Source organism: Niallia sp. RD1 (genome assembly GCF_024219955.1).
GTDB lineage: Bacteria > Bacillota > Bacilli > Bacillales > Cytobacillaceae > Niallia > Niallia alba.
The window spans coordinates 1,249,987-1,270,727 of the sequence record NZ_CP100420.1; the positions used below are offsets into that span (position 1 = coordinate 1,249,987).

Annotated in this window: 16 protein-coding genes; 5 read left to right on the top strand and 11 right to left on the bottom strand. The window is 40.4% G+C overall.

What is annotated here, in order from left to right; translation table 11 throughout:
- The 9 genes from NKG37_RS05810 to NKG37_RS05850 form a co-directional block, all read right to left on the bottom strand.
- On the bottom strand, positions 1 to 471 hold the full coding sequence (locus NKG37_RS05810; RefSeq protein WP_095333309.1) for a molybdenum cofactor biosynthesis protein MoaE: 471 nt from the start codon (positions 469 to 471) through the stop codon (positions 1 to 3).
- Positions 461 to 1,753 (bottom strand): molybdopterin molybdotransferase MoeA, encoded by a 1,293-nt coding sequence (gene glp / locus NKG37_RS05815; protein ID WP_095333307.1) that lies wholly within the window; start codon positions 1,751 to 1,753, stop codon positions 461 to 463. Before glp ends, NKG37_RS05810 begins: the two co-directional genes overlap by 11 nt.
- Positions 1,754 to 1,762: 9 nt before the next feature.
- Positions 1,763 to 2,773, bottom strand: coding sequence for a ThiF family adenylyltransferase (locus NKG37_RS05820; protein ID WP_254415954.1), 1,011 nt, complete (start codon positions 2,771 to 2,773; stop codon positions 1,763 to 1,765).
- A 22-nt stretch (positions 2,774 to 2,795) separates the two neighbouring features.
- A complete protein-coding gene (moaA, locus tag NKG37_RS05825; RefSeq protein ID WP_095333303.1) occupies positions 2,796 to 3,800 on the bottom strand; it encodes a GTP 3',8-cyclase MoaA in 1,005 nt (334 codons plus the stop codon).
- A 70-nt stretch (positions 3,801 to 3,870) separates the two neighbouring features.
- Positions 3,871 to 5,358: a tetratricopeptide repeat protein gene (locus NKG37_RS05830; RefSeq protein ID WP_254415955.1), complete on the bottom strand. Its 1,488-nt coding sequence runs from the start codon at positions 5,356 to 5,358 to the stop codon at positions 3,871 to 3,873.
- 54 nt (positions 5,359 to 5,412) lie between these two features.
- On the bottom strand, positions 5,413 to 6,105 hold the full coding sequence (gene narI / locus NKG37_RS05835; RefSeq protein WP_095333299.1) for a respiratory nitrate reductase subunit gamma: 693 nt from the start codon (positions 6,103 to 6,105) through the stop codon (positions 5,413 to 5,415).
- A gap of 33 nt (positions 6,106 to 6,138) precedes the next feature.
- Complete coding sequence (gene narJ / locus NKG37_RS05840; protein ID WP_095333296.1) at positions 6,139 to 6,756, bottom strand: nitrate reductase molybdenum cofactor assembly chaperone; 618 nt, start codon at positions 6,754 to 6,756, stop codon at positions 6,139 to 6,141.
- Positions 6,757 to 7,009: 253 nt separating this feature from the next.
- Complete coding sequence (gene narH, locus NKG37_RS05845) at positions 7,010 to 8,485, bottom strand: nitrate reductase subunit beta (RefSeq protein ID WP_095333294.1); 1,476 nt, start codon at positions 8,483 to 8,485, stop codon at positions 7,010 to 7,012.
- Positions 8,475 to 12,158 carry a nitrate reductase subunit alpha gene (locus tag NKG37_RS05850; protein WP_163186607.1) on the bottom strand — a complete coding sequence of 1,228 codons (3,684 nt, stop codon included), beginning with the start codon at positions 12,156 to 12,158 and terminating at the stop codon, positions 8,475 to 8,477. Before NKG37_RS05850 ends, narH begins: the two co-directional genes overlap by 11 nt.
- 303 nt (positions 12,159 to 12,461) lie before the next feature.
- Here NKG37_RS05850 and NKG37_RS05855 point away from each other — a divergent pair, with 303 nt between their 5' ends.
- Complete coding sequence (locus NKG37_RS05855) at positions 12,462 to 13,607, top strand: IS110 family RNA-guided transposase (RefSeq protein WP_254415956.1); 1,146 nt, start codon at positions 12,462 to 12,464, stop codon at positions 13,605 to 13,607.
- Positions 13,608 to 13,897: 290 nt separating this feature from the next.
- On the opposite strand, the gene modB is transcribed toward NKG37_RS05855, so the two are convergent.
- Together modB and modA are read right to left on the bottom strand one after the other, a co-directional pair.
- On the bottom strand, positions 13,898 to 14,560 hold the full coding sequence (gene modB / locus NKG37_RS05860; protein WP_095333289.1) for a molybdate ABC transporter permease subunit: 663 nt from the start codon (positions 14,558 to 14,560) through the stop codon (positions 13,898 to 13,900).
- A gap of 13 nt (positions 14,561 to 14,573) precedes the next feature.
- Positions 14,574 to 15,347: a molybdate ABC transporter substrate-binding protein gene (gene modA / locus NKG37_RS05865; RefSeq protein WP_163186605.1), complete on the bottom strand. Its 774-nt coding sequence runs from the start codon at positions 15,345 to 15,347 to the stop codon at positions 14,574 to 14,576.
- An 86-nt stretch (positions 15,348 to 15,433) separates the two neighbouring features.
- On the opposite strand from modA, the gene moaC reads away from it, so the two are divergent.
- The 4 genes from moaC (at position 15,434) to NKG37_RS05885 (ending at position 20,701) form a co-directional block, all read left to right on the top strand.
- Positions 15,434 to 15,922, top strand: a complete 489-nt coding sequence (gene moaC, locus NKG37_RS05870) for a cyclic pyranopterin monophosphate synthase MoaC (protein ID WP_254415957.1) — start codon at positions 15,434 to 15,436, stop codon at positions 15,920 to 15,922.
- Between the two features lie 239 nt (positions 15,923 to 16,161).
- Entirely contained in the window at positions 16,162 to 17,265 is a 1,104-nt protein-coding gene (locus tag NKG37_RS05875; RefSeq protein WP_095333283.1) for a hypothetical protein, read from the top strand.
- Between the two features lie 641 nt (positions 17,266 to 17,906).
- Complete coding sequence (ltrA, locus tag NKG37_RS05880; RefSeq protein ID WP_171510276.1) at positions 17,907 to 19,169, top strand: group II intron reverse transcriptase/maturase; 1,263 nt, start codon at positions 17,907 to 17,909, stop codon at positions 19,167 to 19,169.
- A gap of 677 nt (positions 19,170 to 19,846) precedes the next feature.
- Entirely contained in the window at positions 19,847 to 20,701 is an 855-nt protein-coding gene (locus tag NKG37_RS05885) for an SDR family oxidoreductase (protein ID WP_254416375.1), read from the top strand.
- Positions 20,702 to 20,741 lie beyond the last annotated feature (40 nt).

Consider the following 20,741-nt stretch of genomic DNA (forward strand, 5'->3'; position numbering starts at 1 on the left):
TTAAATGCCTCCCTCGTTTGTTGACCATGGATCATGATAGGGGATTTGCTCGAGCTGATCTCCAATCCATGTTTCGCCGTTTTCCCAATGCTCTTTTTTCCATATTGGTACTATTTGCTTAATTCGTTCAATCGCATACTGATTTGCCTGGTATGCAGCTTCACGATGCGGGGAAGAAACCGCTATTACGACGGCAATATCCGTAATTTCTAATCTACCAATTCGATGGGTGATTGCAATTTCGGTATTCGGCCATTTTTCCGTTATCTCATGTCCAATTTGTTCCAACATTTTTATTGCCATTGGAATATATGCTTCGTATTGTAAATAGATGGTACGCTTTCCTTTCGTCCATTCCCTTACCGTTCCAATAAATGTTGTAATGGCACCTGCCTCAGGACGCGTTACTTTGTCAATAAGTTCATCGATTGCAATAGGCTGATCCACGATTTTGTAACGCTTAGTGTCCATGCTGTCTCTCCTTTAATTGATAATTGTTTAAGAACTCGGCATCCCCTTCTGCATATTCGAGTAATAAGGCAACCACACTGCTTCCTTGTTCATATCCCCTTGTGCCTCCTGGTAATACAATCAATACATCTGCTTCTCCTAATGAGGAAACGACATTTGATTTATCTAGCCCGATCGGCGTGACAACAGGTTGTGCTTCGGTAAAATAAAGCTTGCCGCGCACAAATCGATCAAATGGATTTGGCTTTGCAAAATCCAATCCAAGCCTAGCTTGGATTGCTTTATTATAGGCTAGTGGATTTCCTAAAAAGAACTGGAGCACTGGTCTTACAAAAAGCTCAAAGCCGACATAGCACGCAGATGGATTACCAGATAACCCGAATAACAGTTTGCCAGCTAATTCGGCAACAGTTGTTACACTGCCCGGTCGCATCCCTACCTTATTAAATAATACATTTGCTCCCATTCTCCGATAAATCTCTGGCAAGTAATCATAATCCCCTACTGACACACCACCTGTTGTTATTAAAAAGTCCACCTGTTCAATCGCTGTATTTACTTGGTTATAACATACTTCTAAATCATCGATAAATTGACCGAAATAGATTGCCTTTGCGCCAGCTCGTTCTAATTGGGCCATAATCATATATGCGTTACTATTTCTAATTTTCCCTAGTACAAGTGGTTCATCTACTTCTAGTAATTCACTGCCTGTCGCAATCACTCCTACAGTCGGCTTTTTTGCTACAGGGACTTGCTTATAGCCAAATGTGGCAAGTAGTGCGACAATTCCTGGGTTAATTCGAGTTCCTTTTCTAACAATGGCATCATTCTTTGTTGTATCTTCGCCTTGAAAGGAAATGTTATCATTCGGCTTCACTTTACGTTTTATGCAAATCTTGTGCTCGGATACTTCCTCTACTAGTTCTAGCATGATAACAGCATCACATCCAACAGGAATCGGCCCTCCTGTCATAATCCGGACCGCTTGATTTTCCCTAACGGTATTTGCAAAAACTTCCCCGGCGCCAATATGGCCGATAACAGATAGTGTGATAGGATTTTCTGTTGATGCTCTGCAAGTGTCACTGGAGCGAATAGCATATCCATCATATGGCGAACGATCAAATGGGGGCACATCATGATCGGCCAGAACATCTTCTGCCAGAACTCGATCCATACTTTGTTCCAATGCTATATGTTCAATGTCGCCTGCTGCCCCATATTGCATGACTCGTTCAATTGCTTCTGTAACTTTTATTGGTTCTCGCCGTTCCATCATTATCCCCCCTTAACCTACTAGCTGATAGTAAATTTTTTTCGCTTCTGTAACGGAATTAGTGCCATGTATTAATGTTCTCCCATCAAGGAAAAAGACAATTCGATAGGACTGGTACGTAATCGATACTAGATATTCATTCTGTTTTACACTTGTAAATACTTGAAATCGGGCTGCTAATGCTGCTAAGGAGTGTGATGTACTCGCCCTAAGCTGGACCGTATCTCTTCCACACAAGACTTCCGTCTTCACCTGATTTTGGTATGCTAATGCTGGATATGTCGGGGTCATCCCACAAGTAAGGCACTCATCCCGCTTTACTCCCTCCACTCTAATCGTTTGATAAAGGTTATTCCAGAGATCAAACGTTAAATAAGTGGCTCGTTGTTTACCTGCTGCACCTGTTAGGAGCTTCAATGCTTCAGCTGTTTGATGTGCTACAACCATTTGCACGGCAGGACCAATGATTCCAACTGCATCACATGTCACACCTGCTACCGGTATGGCGTCAAGCAAACAACGTAAGCAAGGTGTTTCATTTGGAATAACCGTATAGCTCATTCCCGTAGCACCGACACAGGCACCAAAAATCCAAGGTATCCTATGCTGGTGCAACGCATCATTCAAGATAAATCGAGTATCAAAATTGTCAGTTGCGTCCATTACCAGATCCACATCTTTTATTAATGACTCAAGCGTTTCACCTGTTACATCCATCACATGTGCATGGATCTTTATACACTGATTTATTTCCCGCAGGTGTTGTTGAGCTGCAATTGCCTTAGGGAGCTGCTGCTCTACATCTTTTTCCGTAAACAGATGCTGGCGTTGTAAATTACTCTCTTCTACATAATCTCGATCCACAATAGATACTTCCCCAACTCCCGCGCGGACAAGTGCTTCTGCATTAGCCGATCCTAAAGCTCCACACCCTACTATTAATACGTGCTTTTTCGCCATTTGCTCTTGTCCATGCTCGCCAATTGGCTGAAAACGTATTTGTCTGGAATATCGATTATTCATCGCTTTGCTCTCCTTTATTGATCTATCCACCAATATAGGACATCTCCATTTTCTTTCTATACTTCGCTGACTCTTCCGTCCGTTCATCTGAATAGCGGTCGTTTCTGTTTTTCCATGTTGGCACAATTGATTGTAAAATTGTCTGGTCATCTGCATTAGAACGTAATAATGTTCGAAGATCGAGCCCGCCGCTTGCAAATAAACAGGTATAAAACTTCCCATCTGCTGCTAGCCTGGCTCGTGTGCATGTAGAACAAAAGGATTCAGAAACTGACGTAATGAATCCAACCTCTGCATTAGTTCCAACATAACGATAACGCTTTGCCACTTCTCCTATATAGGCAGAATCCACAGGTTCCAGCTCAAAATGATGGCTTAATTGCTCAAACAGCTGTTTTTTCGTTAGCACCTGGCTGAAATCCCAACCATTTGTTTGGCCAACATCCATAAACTCAATGTATCGCAATGGTATTTCCTGTTCTTTAAAGTATTTTGCCATTGGGATTACTTGTTGATCATTCATTCCCTTTTTGACAACCATATTCACTTTTACACTGAGTCCAGCCTTTCGTGCCTGTTCAATGGAGTCTAATATTTTTTTAGTCGGTATACCGCTATCGTTAATTGATTGAAAAACTTTATCATCTAATGCATCCAAGCTCACATTCACACGTTCTAAACCTGCTTGCTTCAAACTTTTTGCCATTTTCCCTAGCAGCATTCCATTTGTTGTCAAGCCAATATCCTCTAACCCATCAATAGCAGCTAACTTCTCAATTAGGGTTGCAATGTCTCTTCGTAATAAAGGTTCCCCGCCTGTTAAACGAATTTTCCTTACGCCTAATTGAACAAATAGTTTAGCTAATCGTTCAATCTCCTCAAAACTTAGCAACTGGTCTTTGGGCAAGAAAGAAAAGTCTTTACCGAAGATTTCCCTTGGCATACAATACGTACAACGAAAGTTACATCGATCAATAACTGATATACGTAAATCTTGTAATGGACGACCGAGCCTATCCTGTAACATGCTAAATTCTCCTCTGTTGGTTGTAACCTCATATTTGATCGCTTTCTTCTCTTTTATACGATAATACTTCTCAGCTGTTTACTTGCAATTTGACTAGCTTGTTTTCATAGTAAGACTGCTGCTTTGGAAAATCATGACGCTGGTAAAAATCAATTACTGCTGCGAGTGCCTCTTCAGAGAGTGCCTTATCTTTTAGCTTTTCTATCTGTTCTACGCCATACTGGTACCACTCACTTGCTTTTGCAATGTCCTTTTCAGCCTTTTGTTCATAACAATAAGCAAGACGAATACTTGCAAATCCTAAGGAATCCTTACTAACCGGTCTAAGGCTTTGATAAATATCAATGGCTTCTTGATAGCAGATAAAAGCTTTTTCCATATCGTTTTGTTGAATAAAATTAAATCCAATTGCTTGTAATGTATCTGCATATGCCTTCGATTGTTTTTTATTTGCCTTTTCCAATTGATCTAGGAAAGCTTGATATAGATTTCTCGCTTGTTCATACGACTGTTCTTTCGAATAAATCTTCCCGAGTGCATAAAGGAATTGCATTTGAATACGGGGATGGCCTTTCGTTAACGGCAACCCTTTCTCCAAGTAGTATTTGGCGTCCTCTAATTGGTTTACCTTCATAAGTAACGTTCCGATTTTTGAATAGGCATAGACAACCATGAAGTGCTCTTGCTCATGAACTTGTTCCAGCTGTTTAAGGCTTCTCTTATAATAATTGATAGAACGTGGAGCATTTGCTAGATTCTCCTCCAGCTCTGCTAATAGCAAATTCGCCTTTGCTTGGTAAAGCAACAGTGGCTGTTCAAGGGCTTTCAAAAATGCCAGCGATTGCGATATTGCTTTCCTTGCCTTTTTCAAATCAAGATAAAAGTAGATTTCTCCCATCCGTAACAGGATCAAGGCTTGGGTTAACTTGTCATCTGTCTTTTGGTAATCTTGTAAGGTCTTCTCTTGAAGATACAAGGCGTCCTGATAATGCTCCATGCGAATATACGTCTCTGTCAATTCATTAATAGTCTGATAGATAATAGGATGCTCTTCAGGAATTACTTTCCGAAAGCAGGTTAATGCTTCTTTAAATTGTTCAACAGCCGTATCAAAGGCCAGATCTTGAAAGCCAATTTGTGCTAACAAATGATAGACGAGACCAAATATATAGTTATCTTCTACCTTATTTTTCTCTAGCTGCATCAACAGTGTTGCTAATAGTTTTCTAGCATTGTCAATCTGGTTATAATCTTTTTCTAGTTTTGCATAGTTTAAATACGCGTCAACCAGTGGTCTAGTTAGTCCGAGCTTTCCTATTTTTGCTTGTTGAATTGCCTGTCTGCTATAATGAGCCGATTTATCATACTGGTTCCTTTTTCGAAAATACTTTGCAAGTGACAACGCAATGGTTAATTGATTCGATACGGAAAACTCCTGTGATCTCGCCTCGTAATGAGGTTCCAACTGGCTCACGATATCTTTTGCTTGTGCCATGTTATTCTCTTGGAGTGTTTTATCGAGCTCTGCCCCCAATAAAAGAATGTCCTGATGGTTCATCCTCATCCCAACCTTATTTGTAAAATTATTTCACTATGATAGGTGCTTCCCATCTCATCCAGCCTTACGTTGAACTCTTCGTTTATAAATCACATAATTTCTACTTAAATAACGAAGCGGAAAACTAAATGCATGAACTAATCGAGTAAACGGCCAAGAAACATATAAAGCAAATGTTGTGTAAATATGGATTTTAAACCAAATGGGTACTTCAGCCATTAGCTCAGGCTGCATACGAAAAACGAATAAACCTCTAAGCCACGGCGCGATCGTTGTCCGGTAATCAAATCCTTGTGAATCGACGTTCATGCTTGTTGCTAATAATCCTGTAAAAATAACAATGATGACCAAGATTAATGCTACCCAATCGCCAATCGAAGAGGTCGCTTTAATACGTTTCACACTAAACCTGCGGTGGGCAAGCAACAGAATCCCAATAAAAGCAACAATTCCTGCAGGTAACCCAAAGATTAGGGCAATTCTATGGTAAAAGTGCTCAGAAATACCAAAAGCATTATAGAAAGATACTGGAACAATCAGCCCTGCAATGTGGCCGCCCAAGACAAAAAATAACCCCCAGTGGAACATGAGCGATCCAATTCGCAGTCGCTTTTTTTCAAAAATTTCACTAGACTTTGTTGTCCAACCAAATTGATCCTTTTGATAACGATAAATTAAACCGCCAATAAAAATGGTCAGGACAATATAAGGGAAAACTCCCCAAAGTAATAAATTGAGTGAGTTCATATTGGTTACTCCTTTTCTTCCAGCTAATATCTCTTATCCTAGCTGGTTCTTAATTAATTGATCTCGCATCTTTGCAAGAATAGCTTGATCTTCTAAATTTGGTATAGGAGTTTGCTTTTCGGCTGTCAGATGATGCTCGAGGCCATCTTGTTCAAACAGCTGAATCAAAACATCAAAAAGTAAGCCATAAAAGCTTTTAATTGATAAGAGAGTTTCTCTAATTTCCCAAATTGCTTGTTCATGCATTTTCCAAAGCTCTTGTCTGATATCAGCTGAAACCTGTGCAGAAAATTCAAGCATTAACGGTATATAATCTGGCAGTTCTGTTTCAACAATGTCAAAGCCGGCTGCCTGATAAAATTTTTTTAGTTTTAGAAGCTCTAAGCCTCGCTCCTTTTGTTCACCATTTTTAAAATACGTAACGTAAAGATTTGTTTTCCGGTCAAAGTCAAATTGGCTTACATAATGATTAATCCAATCATCCAATGGTGTTTGCTCTACCAGCTCTATAAATTGAAACAGTTTTTGACGAATTCTCGTGTCGCCCACTTCCTGTATTTCTGCTGTTAATCCAAGTAGAATCTGCCTAAATTCTTCATTTGGATAGCGTAATAAAAATGCTAGCATTTGATAAAGCTCTGTTTGTTTCATGTTTGTTCATCCTTTTTGTCAGGTTACTTATTATCGCAAAGCAGGTTTATTGTGTGGCTAGTAATCCATTGCCTATCTCGAATAGGGCGGGCGCTGCTATAGATTGTGGCGCCCTTTCCCAGCTTATGCTTATGCTGTTTCCGCGAAATTCTAGCAGCTACAGATTCCTAGGATTGTGGTTTCCCCACGCAATTCCCTTCATTCATATTTGCTCTAATCATTTATTCTCCTCGTGAAAGGGTGGAACCATTTATCAAGACAAGACGCCACAGGCGCCAGGCCCGCTAGCAAAATCTAATCCACAAGCGCCTTGGTCATAGTAAAGATCTGCTATATCTTCCTTATGGCTTTTAGGAATAACAAAGCGATCATTATATTTAGCAATGGCTAGCAGTCGGTACATCTTTTTAATGTCGTTTTCCTCGAGTCCCAGCTCTTCAATAATAGAGACATCAAAGGATTTCCCTGTTTGTTCGGCCCGCATATAGCTACGCATAACTGCCATTTTCTTTAATACAGTACGAATATGAGCCGTATCCCCAGCAGTTAATAAATTAGCTAGATATTCAATCGGAATGCGCATTTCGTCAATAGCCGGGAAGATATCTTCTGTATCTGCTTGACTGCCTTTTCCTTCTATCATATTCATAACTGGGCTAAGTGGTGGAATATACCACACCATTGGCATTGTTCGGTATTCTGGGTGTAATGGTAAAGCAATCTTCCAGTCGATGATCATTTTATATAATGGAGATTGCTGCGCCGCTTCAATCCAATCCATTGGGATGCCTTCTTTTTTCGCTTCCTTCACTACTTCTGGGTCATTTGGATCTAAGAAAATATCTAATTGTGCCTGATACAATTCTTTCTCTTCTTTAACAGAAGCTGCCTCCAATACTTTATCAGCATCATAGAGCATGACCCCGATATAACGGATTCTGCCAACACATGTTTCGGAGCAAATCGTTGGCTGGCCATTTTCAATTCTTGGATAGCATAATGTACATTTCTCCGCTTTACTTGTTTTCCAGTTAAAGTACACTTTTTTATATGGACAGGAGCTGACGCATTGTCTCCAAGCACGACAAGCATTCTGATCTACAAGTACAATGCCATCTTCATCACGTTTATACATCGCACCGGATGGACAAGAGCTCACACAAGGTGCGTTAATGCAATGTTCACATATACGCGGCAAGTACATCATAAATACATCTTCAAACTCCGTTTTTATTGATTCCTCCATTTGCACAACATTTGGATCACGTAAACCAGTTATATGCCCGCCAGCAAGGTCATCTTCCCAGTTCGGTCCCCACTCTAAATCCATAAACTCGCCAGTGATAGCTGACTTTGCTCGGGCAATAGGTTGATGCTTACGTTCTGGACTGTTTGTCAATGTTTCATAATCATAATTCCATGGTTCATAATAATCATCAATTTCTGGTTGATTTGGGTTATAGAAAAGGCTGAATAATCGATTTACTTTAGAACCTGATTTCAGTTTTAGTTCACCCTTTTTATCCAGCTCCCAGCCGCCTTTATATTTCTCTTGGTCTTCCCATTGTTTCGGATAGCCGATTCCAGGTTTTGTTTCGACATTATTAAAGTACATATATTCTGCGCCAGGGCGATTGGTCCACGTATTTTTGCATGTCACACTACATGTATGACAGCCAATACATTTATCTAAATTCATCACCATGCCAATTTGTGCTTTAATCTTCAAGCCACTCCACCTCCTTCATCTTTCTAATGACGACATGTAAATCCCGTTGGTTTCCAGTTGGTCCATAATAGTTAAATCCATAGCTTAGTTGGCCATAGCCACCAATCATATGCGTTGGCTTAACATGGATTCGCGTAGGACTATTATGTGTCCCTCCTCGGTTTTTCGTAAGATTTGTGCCAGGAACGTGAATATGTCTGTCTTGAGCATGGTACATAAAGGCAACACTTCTAGGAATTCGATGAGAGACAACCGCTCTGGCAACGACCACACCATTTCGGTTAAAGCATTCAATCCAATCGTTATCTTCTATATCTACTTCTTTGGCATCTTCCTTGTTCATCCATATCGTTGGTCCACCTCTAAACAATGTCAGCATCGGCTGTGCATCATAATACATACTGTGAATAGACCATTTATTATGTGGTGTTAGATAATTTAACGTAATTTCTTTTCCTTCCACTTTTGGACGATCTTGCTGAAAAGGTGTATGGTGGAGCATTGGCTTAAATGTCGCCATCTCTTCCCCAAATTCCTTCATCATCTCATGATCTAAATAAAAGGACTGTCTTCCTGTAAGGGTATGGAAAGGAATCATTCGCTCAATATTTGTTGTAAATGGTGAATACCGTCTCCCGCCTTTTTCCGAACCAGTAAAGGCAGGTGACGTAATGACCGTTTTTGGTTGTGCATTAATTTGTTCTAATGTAAATAGATCTTCTTCACGCTCTGCAGCTAAATCCTTTAACTCCAAGCTTGTTTGCTGTTCCAGTGATTCCCAAGCTTTGACTGCGATTTTGCCGTTTGTCGTAGATGACATCATGAGAATGGCCTGACAAGCGTCTCTTGCACTTTCAATATTTGGGAGACCTTTGGAAATGCCTTCTTCTTCTACTACACCAATTGCATGCTTGACTTGTTCATACTCTTTTTCCATGGACCAGCTTATCCCTTTGCCGCCATATGGGTTTTTGGCAACATTCGGTCCTAGAGAGGTCATTTTTTTATAAACCTGCTTATAATCTCGTTCTACCACATGAATATTTGGCATGGTTCGCCCTGGAATTGCTTCACAATCACCTTTGGACCAATCTTTAATCTCCCCAAAAGGCTGGGCCATTTCTTGTGGAGTATCGTGCTGCAGCGGTGTAGCTACAACCTCTTTAATTACGTCCATATCGATTTGTTCGGCTAGCTCTGAAACCCCTTTTGCTAGCTTCTTGAAAATATCCCAATCTGACTTCGATTCCCAAGGCGTAGCAACCGCTGGATTAAATGGATGTACAAATGGATGCATATCTGTGCTTGATAAATCAAATTTTTCATACCAGGTCGCAGCTGGTAAGATAATATCGGAATACAATCCCGTTCCTGCCATCCGGAAATCAAGATCGATTAAAAGATCCAATTTTCCTTCTGGTGCTTCTTCCCGCCATTTTATTTCAGCTGGTCGAATACTAGATTGATCATCATTCAACAATCCGTGTGTTGTTCCAAGTAAATGTTTTAGAAAATATTCATGCCCTTTTCCAGAGCTTGAGATTAAATTGGCACGCCAAACAAATAACGTACGAGGAAAATTGACTGGATTATCTGGGTCTTCTATCGCAAATTGCAATGATTTATTCATCAACTCTTTTGCTACATATTGCGCAATTTCCTCTTGGGTTTGACAGCCCTTCACCACTGCCTCTTTATAAATAGCAATGCCATTCTTATTAAATGTTGGATAGGATGGCAGCCATCCTAATCGAGCCGCTAGCACATTATAATCCCCATGATGGTCATATCTTGCTTTCTCTACTGTAGCAGCCGTTATCTCATTAACAGACGTTTCTTCATAACGCCACTGGTCTGTAGCAAAATAAAAAAATGATGTCCCATTTTGCAGTTTTGGCGGTGCCTGCCAATCTTTTGCTGTAGCTAAGGTATTCCATCCTTCTGCTGGTCGAAGCTTTTCTTGCCCTACATAATGTGCCCAGCCTCCCCCATTTACTCCTTGCGCACCTACCATTAAAATTAAGTTGATGATGGCACGATAGATAGTGTCAGAATGGAACCAATGGTTAATACCAGCACCCATAATAATCATAGAACGACCTTTTGTATCGATAGCATTTTGGGCAAATTCTTTCGCGATTTTAATAACTAAGTTTCGATCGACATTACTAATACTCTCTTGCCATGCTGGAGTAAAAGGCGCCATGTCATCATAGGATTGCGCGACTTCTCCACCGATGCCTCGATCAATTCCGTAATTAGCAAGCATAAGATCATAAACTGTTGTGATATATTCTGTTTGCCCATTTAATTCAACTGCTTTTACTGGAACGGCACGATTCATAACGGAACGCTTTTCTGCATCAAAGTAGGGTAATTGAATTTCCATCACCTCATCTTCAAGCCCTAGAAAGCTTAGCTTTGGATCAATTGCTTCTCCTGTATATTCATCCACTAAATGCAGATTCCATTTCCCTTTTTTATCCCATCGCGAACCTATTGTTCCTTGTGGAATAGCAAAATTCCCCGTGCGCTCATTATACATAGCAGGCTTCCACTCATTATGCTCACCAGAAAGGCCTAGATCCTTTGCATGTAAAAAGCGGTCAGCCTGATAGCTTGATCCCACTTTTTTCAAACGAACGGCGAAAGGAAAATCAGTATATTGTTTCGCATAAGATTCAAAGTATGGTATTTGTTTTTTATGATAAAACTCATTTAAAATAACATGTCCCATTGCCATGGCTACCGCACCATCCGTCCCTTGCTTGACAGCCATCCAGTCATCAGAGAATTTGGTTGATTCCGCATAGTCTGGACTAACAGAAACCACTTTTGTTCCTTTATATCTTGCCTCGGCAAGGAAGTGAGCATCTGGTGTACGTGTTAAGGGAACATTAGAGCCCCATGTCATAATATAGCCAGCATTAAACCAATCAGAGCTTTCTGGAACATCTGTCTGATCTCCCCAAATTTGTGGAGATGCAGGTGGCAAATCCGCATACCAGTCATAAAAGCTAAGCATCGGTCCTCCTATTAGGGACATAAAGCGGCTTCCCGCTGCATGACTCACCATGGACATCGCTGGAATTGGAGAAAAGCCAACATTACGATCAGATCCGTATTTTACCGTTGTATACAAAACAGCCGCTGCAATAATTTGCGTAACTTCTTCCCAATCAGCCCGTACTAATCCGCCTTTTCCGCGAACACTTTTATACTGATTGGCCTTTTCTTTATCTTCCACAATGCTTTTCCAAGCATCTAATGGTTTCTTGTGTTCCGCTATGGCCTCTCGCCATAAATATAGTAGCTTTTTACGAATATAAGGATACTTCACACGCAACGGGCTATATAAATACCAGGAAAAACTTGCACCTCGCGGACAGCCCCTTGGCTCAAATTCCGGCATGTCTGGTCCTGTTGTTGGATAATCCACATTTTGCCCTTCCCATGTCACAATGCCGTCTTTCACAAAGATGTTCCAGCTGCAAGAACCCGTACAGTTCACTCCATGAGTGGAACGGATTACTTTATCATGCTGCCATCTTCTGCGATACACATTTTCCCAATCCCGGTCTCCTTCTTGTAATTGACTATGGTTATTGCTATATGTTTCTTTTGGTTTCAAATAGTTTAATCGTTGCCAAAGTGGAGATGGTTTTTTCTTCATCTTTATATCCATTCCTTTCGCTTCGCTCAAGGCACAAAACGTAATGAAACAAGTTTGCACTGAGCGTTATTTTGGCAAATCTATAGCCATAGGGATACCAATCAACTACAAATCACGCGGAGGTGAGTGGGCTGCTCCAGTTGTGGAGTGACCGCATTTTTATATGTGTAGATTGCCTTTCCAAGCACAAATAAGTGTGACTTCGAGCACGCAGACTTATCTTTGTATAAACATTACTCGTTTATCGCTGGGCAATCAGTCAATGTTGTCTATCCCTATAAATCTTATAAAGGAGTTTTCCCTATGGCTTTAAAAATTGTTTATCCCATTTGTTGTGGAATTGATGTCCACAAATCCTTTGTTGTGGCTTGTATTGCCTCCACTTCCAAAGGAGTAACCACTTACAAACGCCATCGCTTTTCAACCTATACAAAAGGATTGCTTGAGCTGTCACAATGGCTTTGTGAAAATGATTGTCAGGATGTTTGTATGGAATCTACCGGGAAATACTGGATTCCTGTGTTCAATGTACTAGAAGATTCCTGTAACATCACCTTGGCGCATCCTAAGTATGTCAAGGCAATCCGCGGTAAAAAAACCGATAAAAAAGATGCTAAATGGATTGCTGATTTATTTAAACATGATCTTGTAGCCGGAAGCTTTATGCCTCCACTTGAGATTAGGCAGCTTCGTGACCTTATGCGTTATCGCTTCAAGCTGACTAACTTTATGTCGAGTGAGAAAAACCGTCTTCAAAACAGTTTAACTGTGTCTAATATTCAGCTTGGAAATATTGTTTCGGATACCTTCGGCAAAAGCTCCATGAACATTATTGAGAAGCTACTAAAGGATCCATTAGACACCTCATTTGATTTAGAACCTTTAATTCATGGCTCCATGAAGCATAAACTTCCTGAACTCGAGCTCGCTATTGATGGATACATTACATCTGAACAGGCTGAAAAATTAAAGGTTATTAAACAACATTATGAAGACCTTGGAGCCCGTAAAGCAGATCTTGAAAAAATTATTCTTTCACTTGCCGCGTCCTACCATGATGAAATCAACTTAATCTTAACTGTTCCGTCTTTTAAAAACATTTTTTCCGCCATTGCCGTGGTTTCCGAAATAGGTGTTGATATGGACGTGTTTCCGACAGCTAAGCATTTATGCTCCTGGGCAGGACTTACACCCACAAATAACGAGAGTGCCGGCAAGAAAAAGTCAGTAAGAATTTCAAGAGCTGGATGTTACATAAAACCACTTTTGGTGCAATGTGCAACCGCAGTGGTTAAAAGTGAAAAACATCCCGAAATTCGAAACCGTTACCTACGGCTAAGAAAACGCCGTGGTCACAAACGAGCAATTATTGCGATTGCACGAATGCTTTTAACAGCTATCTACAATATTCTCAAAAGAAAGAAGCCTATAACGCTGAATTATATTTAAAATCGGATGTTCTTCCAGTAAACCGTGAAATCACGGTAGAACAAGCGATTTTATTAGCTAAAAACCATGGTTATCATGTGTTAGAAGCATCTTGATTTTGTCGTATAAATTTTAAAAAAATCATCCAATGATGGTTTATTTGTCATGCATTCTTTTTGAGATAGTGATTTCAATAATTATTTCAGACTTATCCCTCCATATTCCGACCTGTCATCAAATCAGGTTGCTTATAAGCTTATTAAAACATCCTCCACTAGCTTAAGGTGTGAAATACATCACACATGGATGCATTAATTGCGGCGCGCCCTCTTTTGAATAAAAAGCAGCATAACAAAAGAAATAATCACCATCATCATCACCCAGCTCCATGCGAGTACAAGTTTGTTAGATTCAAAAGCAACATAAATCGCTAATGGAAGCGTTTGTGTTTGTCCCGGAATATTTCCTGCAAACATAATCGTTGCACCAAATTCCCCTAAGGCTCTGGCAAAACTTAATATTGTGCCTGTGACAAGAAAGGGAGAACATAATGGTAGTGAAATATGTCGAAATAGACGCCAACTATTTGCACCATCTACTCGAGCTGCATCCTCTATTAATGGATTCATACTCGTAAACCCATTTTTCACCGATTGATACATTAATGGGAAAGCAACCACAACAGCTGCAAGGATAGCTCCCGAAACGGTAAACATTAAGGATTCGCCAAATAAAAAATCAATAGCTTTCCCAATCACACCCTTCTTGCCAAATAGCATAATCAGCAGGAAACCAATCACTGTTGGTGGTAACACAATTGGTAATAGCAGAATGACTTCTATGATCGCCTTGCCCGGAAACTCTTTTTTCGTCATGAACCATGCCGTTACAATTCCTAATATAATTACAAAAAGCGTCGCGCTAATTGCAATTAATAAAGAGAGCTCAATAGGCTGCCAAAAGCTACTTTTCATTCTGCACTCTCCTTTACTTGTTTACGGTGGTGAACCCATACTTCGCAAAAATAGTGTCTGCCTCTGTACTTCGCAAAAAGTTATAAAAGGCGACTGCTTCTTCCTTATGCTTGGTATCTTTCAAAATTCCGATTGGATACTGGATAGGATCATGCCATTCTTCATCGACTACTCGCTCTACTTCTACTTGCTTAGCGGCTATTACGTCTGTGGCATATACAAAACCAAAGTCAACACTTCCTGATTCCACATACTGTAATACTTGGCGAACATCTTTTGCATAGACTAATTTAGATTCAAGGGAATGAAATATCCCTACATGTTCGAGCGCCTGTTTTGCATAAATACCTGCTGGGACGCTTTCTGGTGTCCCAATAGCAATTTCTTGTACCTGTTCGTCTAGTAAATCCTTAAATTCGTGAAATTGAGAGAAGGTATCTTTTCTTTTGATCAGGACTAACTGATTACGTAATAATAATTCTTGATGTGACTTATCTAGCAAACCCTGTTTATTTAAATAGTCAAATGGCTCTTCAGCAGCTGAGAGAAAAATGTCAACTAGTGCGCCTTGACTAATTTGTTGTTGTAATGCTCCTGAAGATGCTAGATTTAGCGATATAGCTATATTAGGTTCTCTTGATTCAAATGCCTCCACAAGCTCCTCCATCGCATCCGTTAAACTCGCGGCGGCTGACACGGTTAGCTTCACTTCTCTTTTCTCCGAGGAACAGCCCGCTAGAAGAAAGAAACAGATACAAATAATAATCAAGCCTTTCCATTTATACATATGGTCCTCCTTTATCTTTTTTAGCCGATAATGATGCAAGACGCATCCATTTACTTTTGTTATACTACAAACAAGGAGTGATATTAGTGACAAACTTCACACATTTTAATCAGCAAGGCAGGGCAAAGATGGTTGATATCACCGAGAAGCAGGAATCATCTCGCACAGCTATTAGTCAATCAAGTATTATCGTGAATGAACTTATTTATAAAAAAATAATGAACCATGAGTTTGCAAAAGGAGATGTACTTGCTGTTGCACAAGTTGCTAGTATTATGGCAGCAAAGCAAACTTCTTCGATTATTCCCATGTGTCACCCACTTTCACTAAGTGGAGTTGATATGCAATTTAATTGGAAACAAAATGAGGATAAATGGGAGCTTATTATACGAGTAGAAGTAAAAACCAAAGGAAGCACTGGGGTCGAAATGGAAGCATTAACGGCCGCCACAGTTACAAGCTTAACCATTTATGATATGTGCAAAGCTGTCGATAAAGGGATGGTAATCGGGCCAACCTTTCTAGTGGAGAAATCCGGCGGGAAAAGTGGCGATTATAAGCGAGAGGAAATGTGAGATTTAAGTGGCGGAAGCTGGATCAAGCAGAGACGTTTGATCCAGCTTTTTTTTACTCTCCTCTTCCATGATTACACCCTAATTTATAAATAGGTAAGTGCTTGGAAAGAAAGGGAGAATCTATTAACTAAACGCTCCTATTCTATGAAAAATAAAATATTCCCTGTTAACTTTATTGCATTTGGGGAATACATCTAGAATAATAGATGGAAGAAATCCATACATAAGGAAGTGACAACATGAAAAGACTAGCCTTGTTATTTTCAGGAGTACTACTTGTTGTGCTCCTCATCTCTTGTTCGAAAAACACTCCTACTATTAAAGAAACTGAACAACATGATGAAGAACAGACACAGGAAGAAAAGTCTTCTGGTGAGAAGAAAGCAATAAAAGAAGAGAATCCTCCGCCAGCCTACAAACCGCTGGAACCAACAGAAGGTGCTTCTTCTCTAGACAAAAAGGTTGCTGATGAGGAAATAGAGAAGATGCCGAGTGCAGAAGCCCGTGGAGAAGATCCCACTAGAATGGTTCCACTTGGAGAAACATTAGTAAAAGATGCCGTTGATCAAACAGATGGTCCCTTAAAGAATCATAGACTTATAGCGTATTACGGACATCCAAACTCTACCAAAATGGGAATATTGGGAGAAATGGAGCCAGATGAATTAATGGCAAAATTAAAAGAACAGACCCAAGCATATTCAGATGCAGACCCTTCACGCCCTGCCGTACCAATGATTGAACTCATTTCTACCGTAGCACAGCGTGATCCAGGGACGGATGGGAAGTACTACCATCCAACTTCACCAGAGCAAATTGATGAATATTCTACTCTCGCGGAAGAAAACGATGCCCTGCTTATGCTGGATGTTCAACTTGGAACAGATTCCGTTCTAAATCAGGTGAAATTACTTGAGAAATGGCTAAAGCTCCCTCATGTCCACCTAGCGATTGATACGGAATTTCATGTAAAAGAAGGACAAACTCCAGGTGTCAATCTTGGTCAAGTAGACGGAGCTGAAGTACAAGAAGCAGTGCAGTACTTAACGGAAATCGTAAAAGAAAATAATTTGCCCGATAAAATTGTCCTTGTCCATCAATTTATGGACGAAGCATTAACGAACAAAGAAGCCATCAAGCCAACCGAGAATGTAGAAGTAGCCTTAAATTATGACGGTTGGGGCGATTCTAATACTAAAATGGCGCTCTATCGCAAATTCGTGCGCAATGAAGCAGTGCAATACGGTGGATTTAAAATCTTTTATAACAAAGATAAACCTGTGCTAAGTCCTGAAGAGGTCTTGAAGCTGGATCCTAGCCCTGCGATTATTAATTATCAATAAAGAGTTAATATTTGTGAAAAAAGGGAGTTTCATTACTCCCTCAGACTGTCGACAAACTCCTAATTCGGTAATTAGGAGTTTGTCTTAGTTGTGCGCCCGGCATGCACATGAACTATAGGGTGCGAGTCCCGAACCCCGAAGACAGAAGTAGAGGTTAGCCAAGAGCTAGGGTGTCCGTGGTGACGCGGAATCTGAAGGAAGCTGGAGGCAAAACACCGGTCCGAGGAACACGAATCTCATACAAGGCTAGTTACGACTGGATGAGTTTGCAACACAAAACAAAGTCCTTTCTGTCGAAGGTCATACCTAGTAAATGAGGCGGATAGATGGTGTGAAAGTGCATGTGCTTACCCGGGGAGGTCTGATGGAAACGTGAAGTACCCTTCATAACCTACTTGGTGACAAGTAGCTGAATCATCAGAAGTCAGCAGAGGTCATAGTACGATTGGGTCTAGAACCAGTCGGAAGGACTGAACAATTAAGAGAGATTAGCCCTTGGCTTTCCATCTAGAATGAAATAGCACAGAAAACAGAGAAACCTCACGCTTAGAAAGTAGTGGTGAATCCCACGAGGGTATTTGCGGAGGGTGGAGTTCAGATGGGCATAATAAGATAAGCTAATCACGGAAAGGAACGAAATGGTGATGTTGAATCAAATTCTTGAACGGCAAAATATGATACAAGCGCTAAAGCGAGTGGAAGCGAATAAAGGAAGCCATGGAGTAGACATGATGCCCGTACAAACCTTACGACAGCACATCCTCGAAAATTGGGAAACCATTAAATCGCAGATTTTGAATGGAACCTATGAACCACAACCAGTACGTCGAGTCGAAATCCCGAAACCAGATGGTGGTGTGCGTTTACTAGGTATCCCAACCGTGACAGATCGTTTTATTCAACAAGCTATCTCGCAGATTTTATCAAAGGAATATGACAAAACATTTTCGGACCACAGTTATGGATTCCGTCCAAATCGGAGTGCCCATGACGCTATTCGGAAAGCAAAGGGTTATTTAAAGGAAGGTTATCGATGGGTGATTGATATGGATTTAGAGAAATTCTTCGATAAGGTCAATCATGACCGACTAATGGCAACATTAGCGAAACGAATTTCAGATAAATCTTTATTAAAACTTATTCGTAAATATCTCCAAGCTGGTGTCATGATAAATGGAGTGATTTCAAGTATAGAAGAAGGAACACCACAAGGTGGACCTTTAAGTCCCTTACTTTCAAACATAGTTCTAGATGAACTCGATAAAGAGTTGGAGGAACGTGGACATAAATTCGTTCGATACGCAGATGATTGCAATATTTATGTGAAAACAGAACGTGCGGGTCTAAGAGTAATGGCGAGTGTACAAAGATTTATTGAGGGAAAACTTCGTTTAAAAGTAAACGAAAAGAAATCAGCGGTAGACCGTCCTTGGAACCGGAAGTTCTTAGGTTTTAGTTTCACGAGTCACAAAGAACCAAAGGTTCGTCTTGCGAAAACAAGTCTAGTTCGAATGAAAAAGAAAATACGAGAGATTACCTCAAGAAAGATGCCATACTCCATGGAATACAGAATCAAGATGTTAAACCAATATCTAATGGGGTGGTGTGGTTATTTTGGATTAGCAGATACAAGTTCCACATTCAAATCACTAGATAGCTGGATTAAAAGAAGATTAAGGATGTGTCTATGGAAGAATTGGAAGAAACCTCAAACAAGAGTCAGAAATCTTACTCGGTTGAAAGTTCCTTTTGGAAAAGCATACGAGTGGGGAAACACCCGAAAAGGGTACTGGCGCATTTCTAAAAGCCCCATATTACACAGAACCCTCGGCAATTCCTATTGGGAAAGCCAAGGGCTGAAAAGTCTGCAAGTTCGTTACGAAACTTTGCGTTATTCATCTTAATTGAACCGCCGTATACGGAACCGTACGTACGGTGGTATGAGAGGTCGGGAGTTAATCACTCCCTCCTACTCGATTATAAATATACATTCTTTTAAATAAGAGTTGATTTCCGTTGCAGGGGTTCGCTTTCCGTGGGGCTCGCGCTGAGCCGCTTCGGCCTAAAGGCCTGCAGGGTCTCAGACTGTCTCGCAGATCCCACAGGAGTCTCACCCCTTTCACTCCAATCAATGCATAATAATTCCATTTACATTTCCTAAATTCCTTTTGTCAACAAGCTGAGGGAGTTTAATTGCTCCCTTTTTATTATGATCCCCCTATCTTCTTCATCCATATAATGTGCTACAAACTTGTGCAAGAGATCATAGAATTGGAAACCTACTATTCTCCCATTTCATCCCTTGATCTGCCACTATTTATGATAACTTCATCACTCTATTATCCGATTAATATATGAGCCACTCGAATTAGAAAAGGTATATATCAACTATTCCACTCATTCTCTAGTATTCCCGATATGACAGATAGTGCTATAACACTCCGCCTAGGTAAAAAGGTAAAAAAATCCACTAAGCGGTTGCATGTCAAAAAGGAGTTTAGTCTCAAGACAGGGTGGAATGTTAAATAACACATAAATAATTTAGGAGGCGTTATAATTGAGTAAATTAGATGAACAAACCATATTATCAAATGGAGTCAATCCTCAAAAACAATCCGAGCAGCCGGGGGTTGAAAAGGAAATGGACCCTATCCCGATTTATGAGCTAGAAACCCATGTTGGTTCTGGAAAATTGAAAGGCAAAGTGGCCTTGATTACTGGAGGAGACAGTGGAATTGGTAAGGCAGTAGCGATTGGGTATGCAAAGGAAGGCGCGGATATTGCCCTCGCCTACTTAAATGAGCAAGAGGATGCGGAAAATACGAAAAAGCGTATTGAACAAGAAGGCGTAAAATGTACGTTGCATGCTGGAGATGTGGCGGATGAAGCATTTTGTAATCAACTAGTTGAAGATGTTATTCAGCAGCATGGAAAACTGAATATCCTTGTTAATAACGCAGCACGTCAGGAAGTAAAAAACAGCGTGCTAGAAATCTCTGCTGAACAATTGAAACGTACATTTGACGTAAACTTTTTTTCAATGGTGTATTTAACTAAAGCTGCCATTCCCCATTTATCAGTTGGTGATAGCTTAATCTATACCGCTTCTATTAATGCATATGTTGGCAATAAAGCGTTGATTGATTACACATCTACTAAAGGGGCTATTGTATCCTTTACTCGTTCCATTGCTCAAGAACTCTCCTCAAAAGGAATTCGAGCTAACGGTGTAGCACCTGGACCGATTTGGACACCACTTATTCCAGCAACCATGACAACCGACCTGCAAGAATCATTTGGCGTTTCTACCCCTATTGGTCGTCCTGGTCAACCAGCAGATCTTGTAGAACCATACATCCTGCTTGCTTCTGAAGGTTCTGCCTATATGACCGGCCAATTCATCCATGTGAATGGTGGACAATATATGTCTTCTTAATTAGATAAATAAGTCATTCGGACAGCAAAAAAAATCAAGC

Excerpts from the sequence above, each read along its gene's own strand:
- NKG37_RS05810 (WP_095333309.1), bottom strand. The coding sequence starts at position 471 with ATGGACACTAAGCGTTACAAAATCGTGGATCAGCCTATTGCAATCGAT.
- glp (WP_095333307.1), bottom strand. The coding sequence starts at position 1,753 with ATGATGGAACGGCGAGAACCAATAAAAGTTACAGAAGCAATTGAACGA.
- NKG37_RS05820 (WP_254415954.1), bottom strand. The coding sequence starts at position 2,773 with ATGAATAATCGATATTCCAGACAAATACGTTTTCAGCCAATTGGCGAG.
- moaA (WP_095333303.1), bottom strand. The coding sequence starts at position 3,800 with ATGTTACAGGATAGGCTCGGTCGTCCATTACAAGATTTACGTATATCA.
- NKG37_RS05830 (WP_254415955.1), bottom strand. The coding sequence starts at position 5,358 with ATGAACCATCAGGACATTCTTTTATTGGGGGCAGAGCTCGATAAAACA.
- narI (WP_095333299.1), bottom strand. The coding sequence starts at position 6,105 with ATGAACTCACTCAATTTATTACTTTGGGGAGTTTTCCCTTATATTGTC.
- narJ (WP_095333296.1), bottom strand. The coding sequence starts at position 6,756 with ATGAAACAAACAGAGCTTTATCAAATGCTAGCATTTTTATTACGCTAT.
- NKG37_RS05850 (WP_163186607.1), bottom strand. The coding sequence starts at position 12,158 with ATGAAGAAAAAACCATCTCCACTTTGGCAACGATTAAACTATTTGAAA.
- NKG37_RS05855 (WP_254415956.1), top strand. The coding sequence starts at position 12,462 with ATGGCTTTAAAAATTGTTTATCCCATTTGTTGTGGAATTGATGTCCAC.
- modB (WP_095333289.1), bottom strand. The coding sequence starts at position 14,560 with ATGAAAAGTAGCTTTTGGCAGCCTATTGAGCTCTCTTTATTAATTGCA.
- modA (WP_163186605.1), bottom strand. The coding sequence starts at position 15,347 with ATGTATAAATGGAAAGGCTTGATTATTATTTGTATCTGTTTCTTTCTT.
- NKG37_RS05875 (WP_095333283.1), top strand. The coding sequence starts at position 16,162 with ATGAAAAGACTAGCCTTGTTATTTTCAGGAGTACTACTTGTTGTGCTC.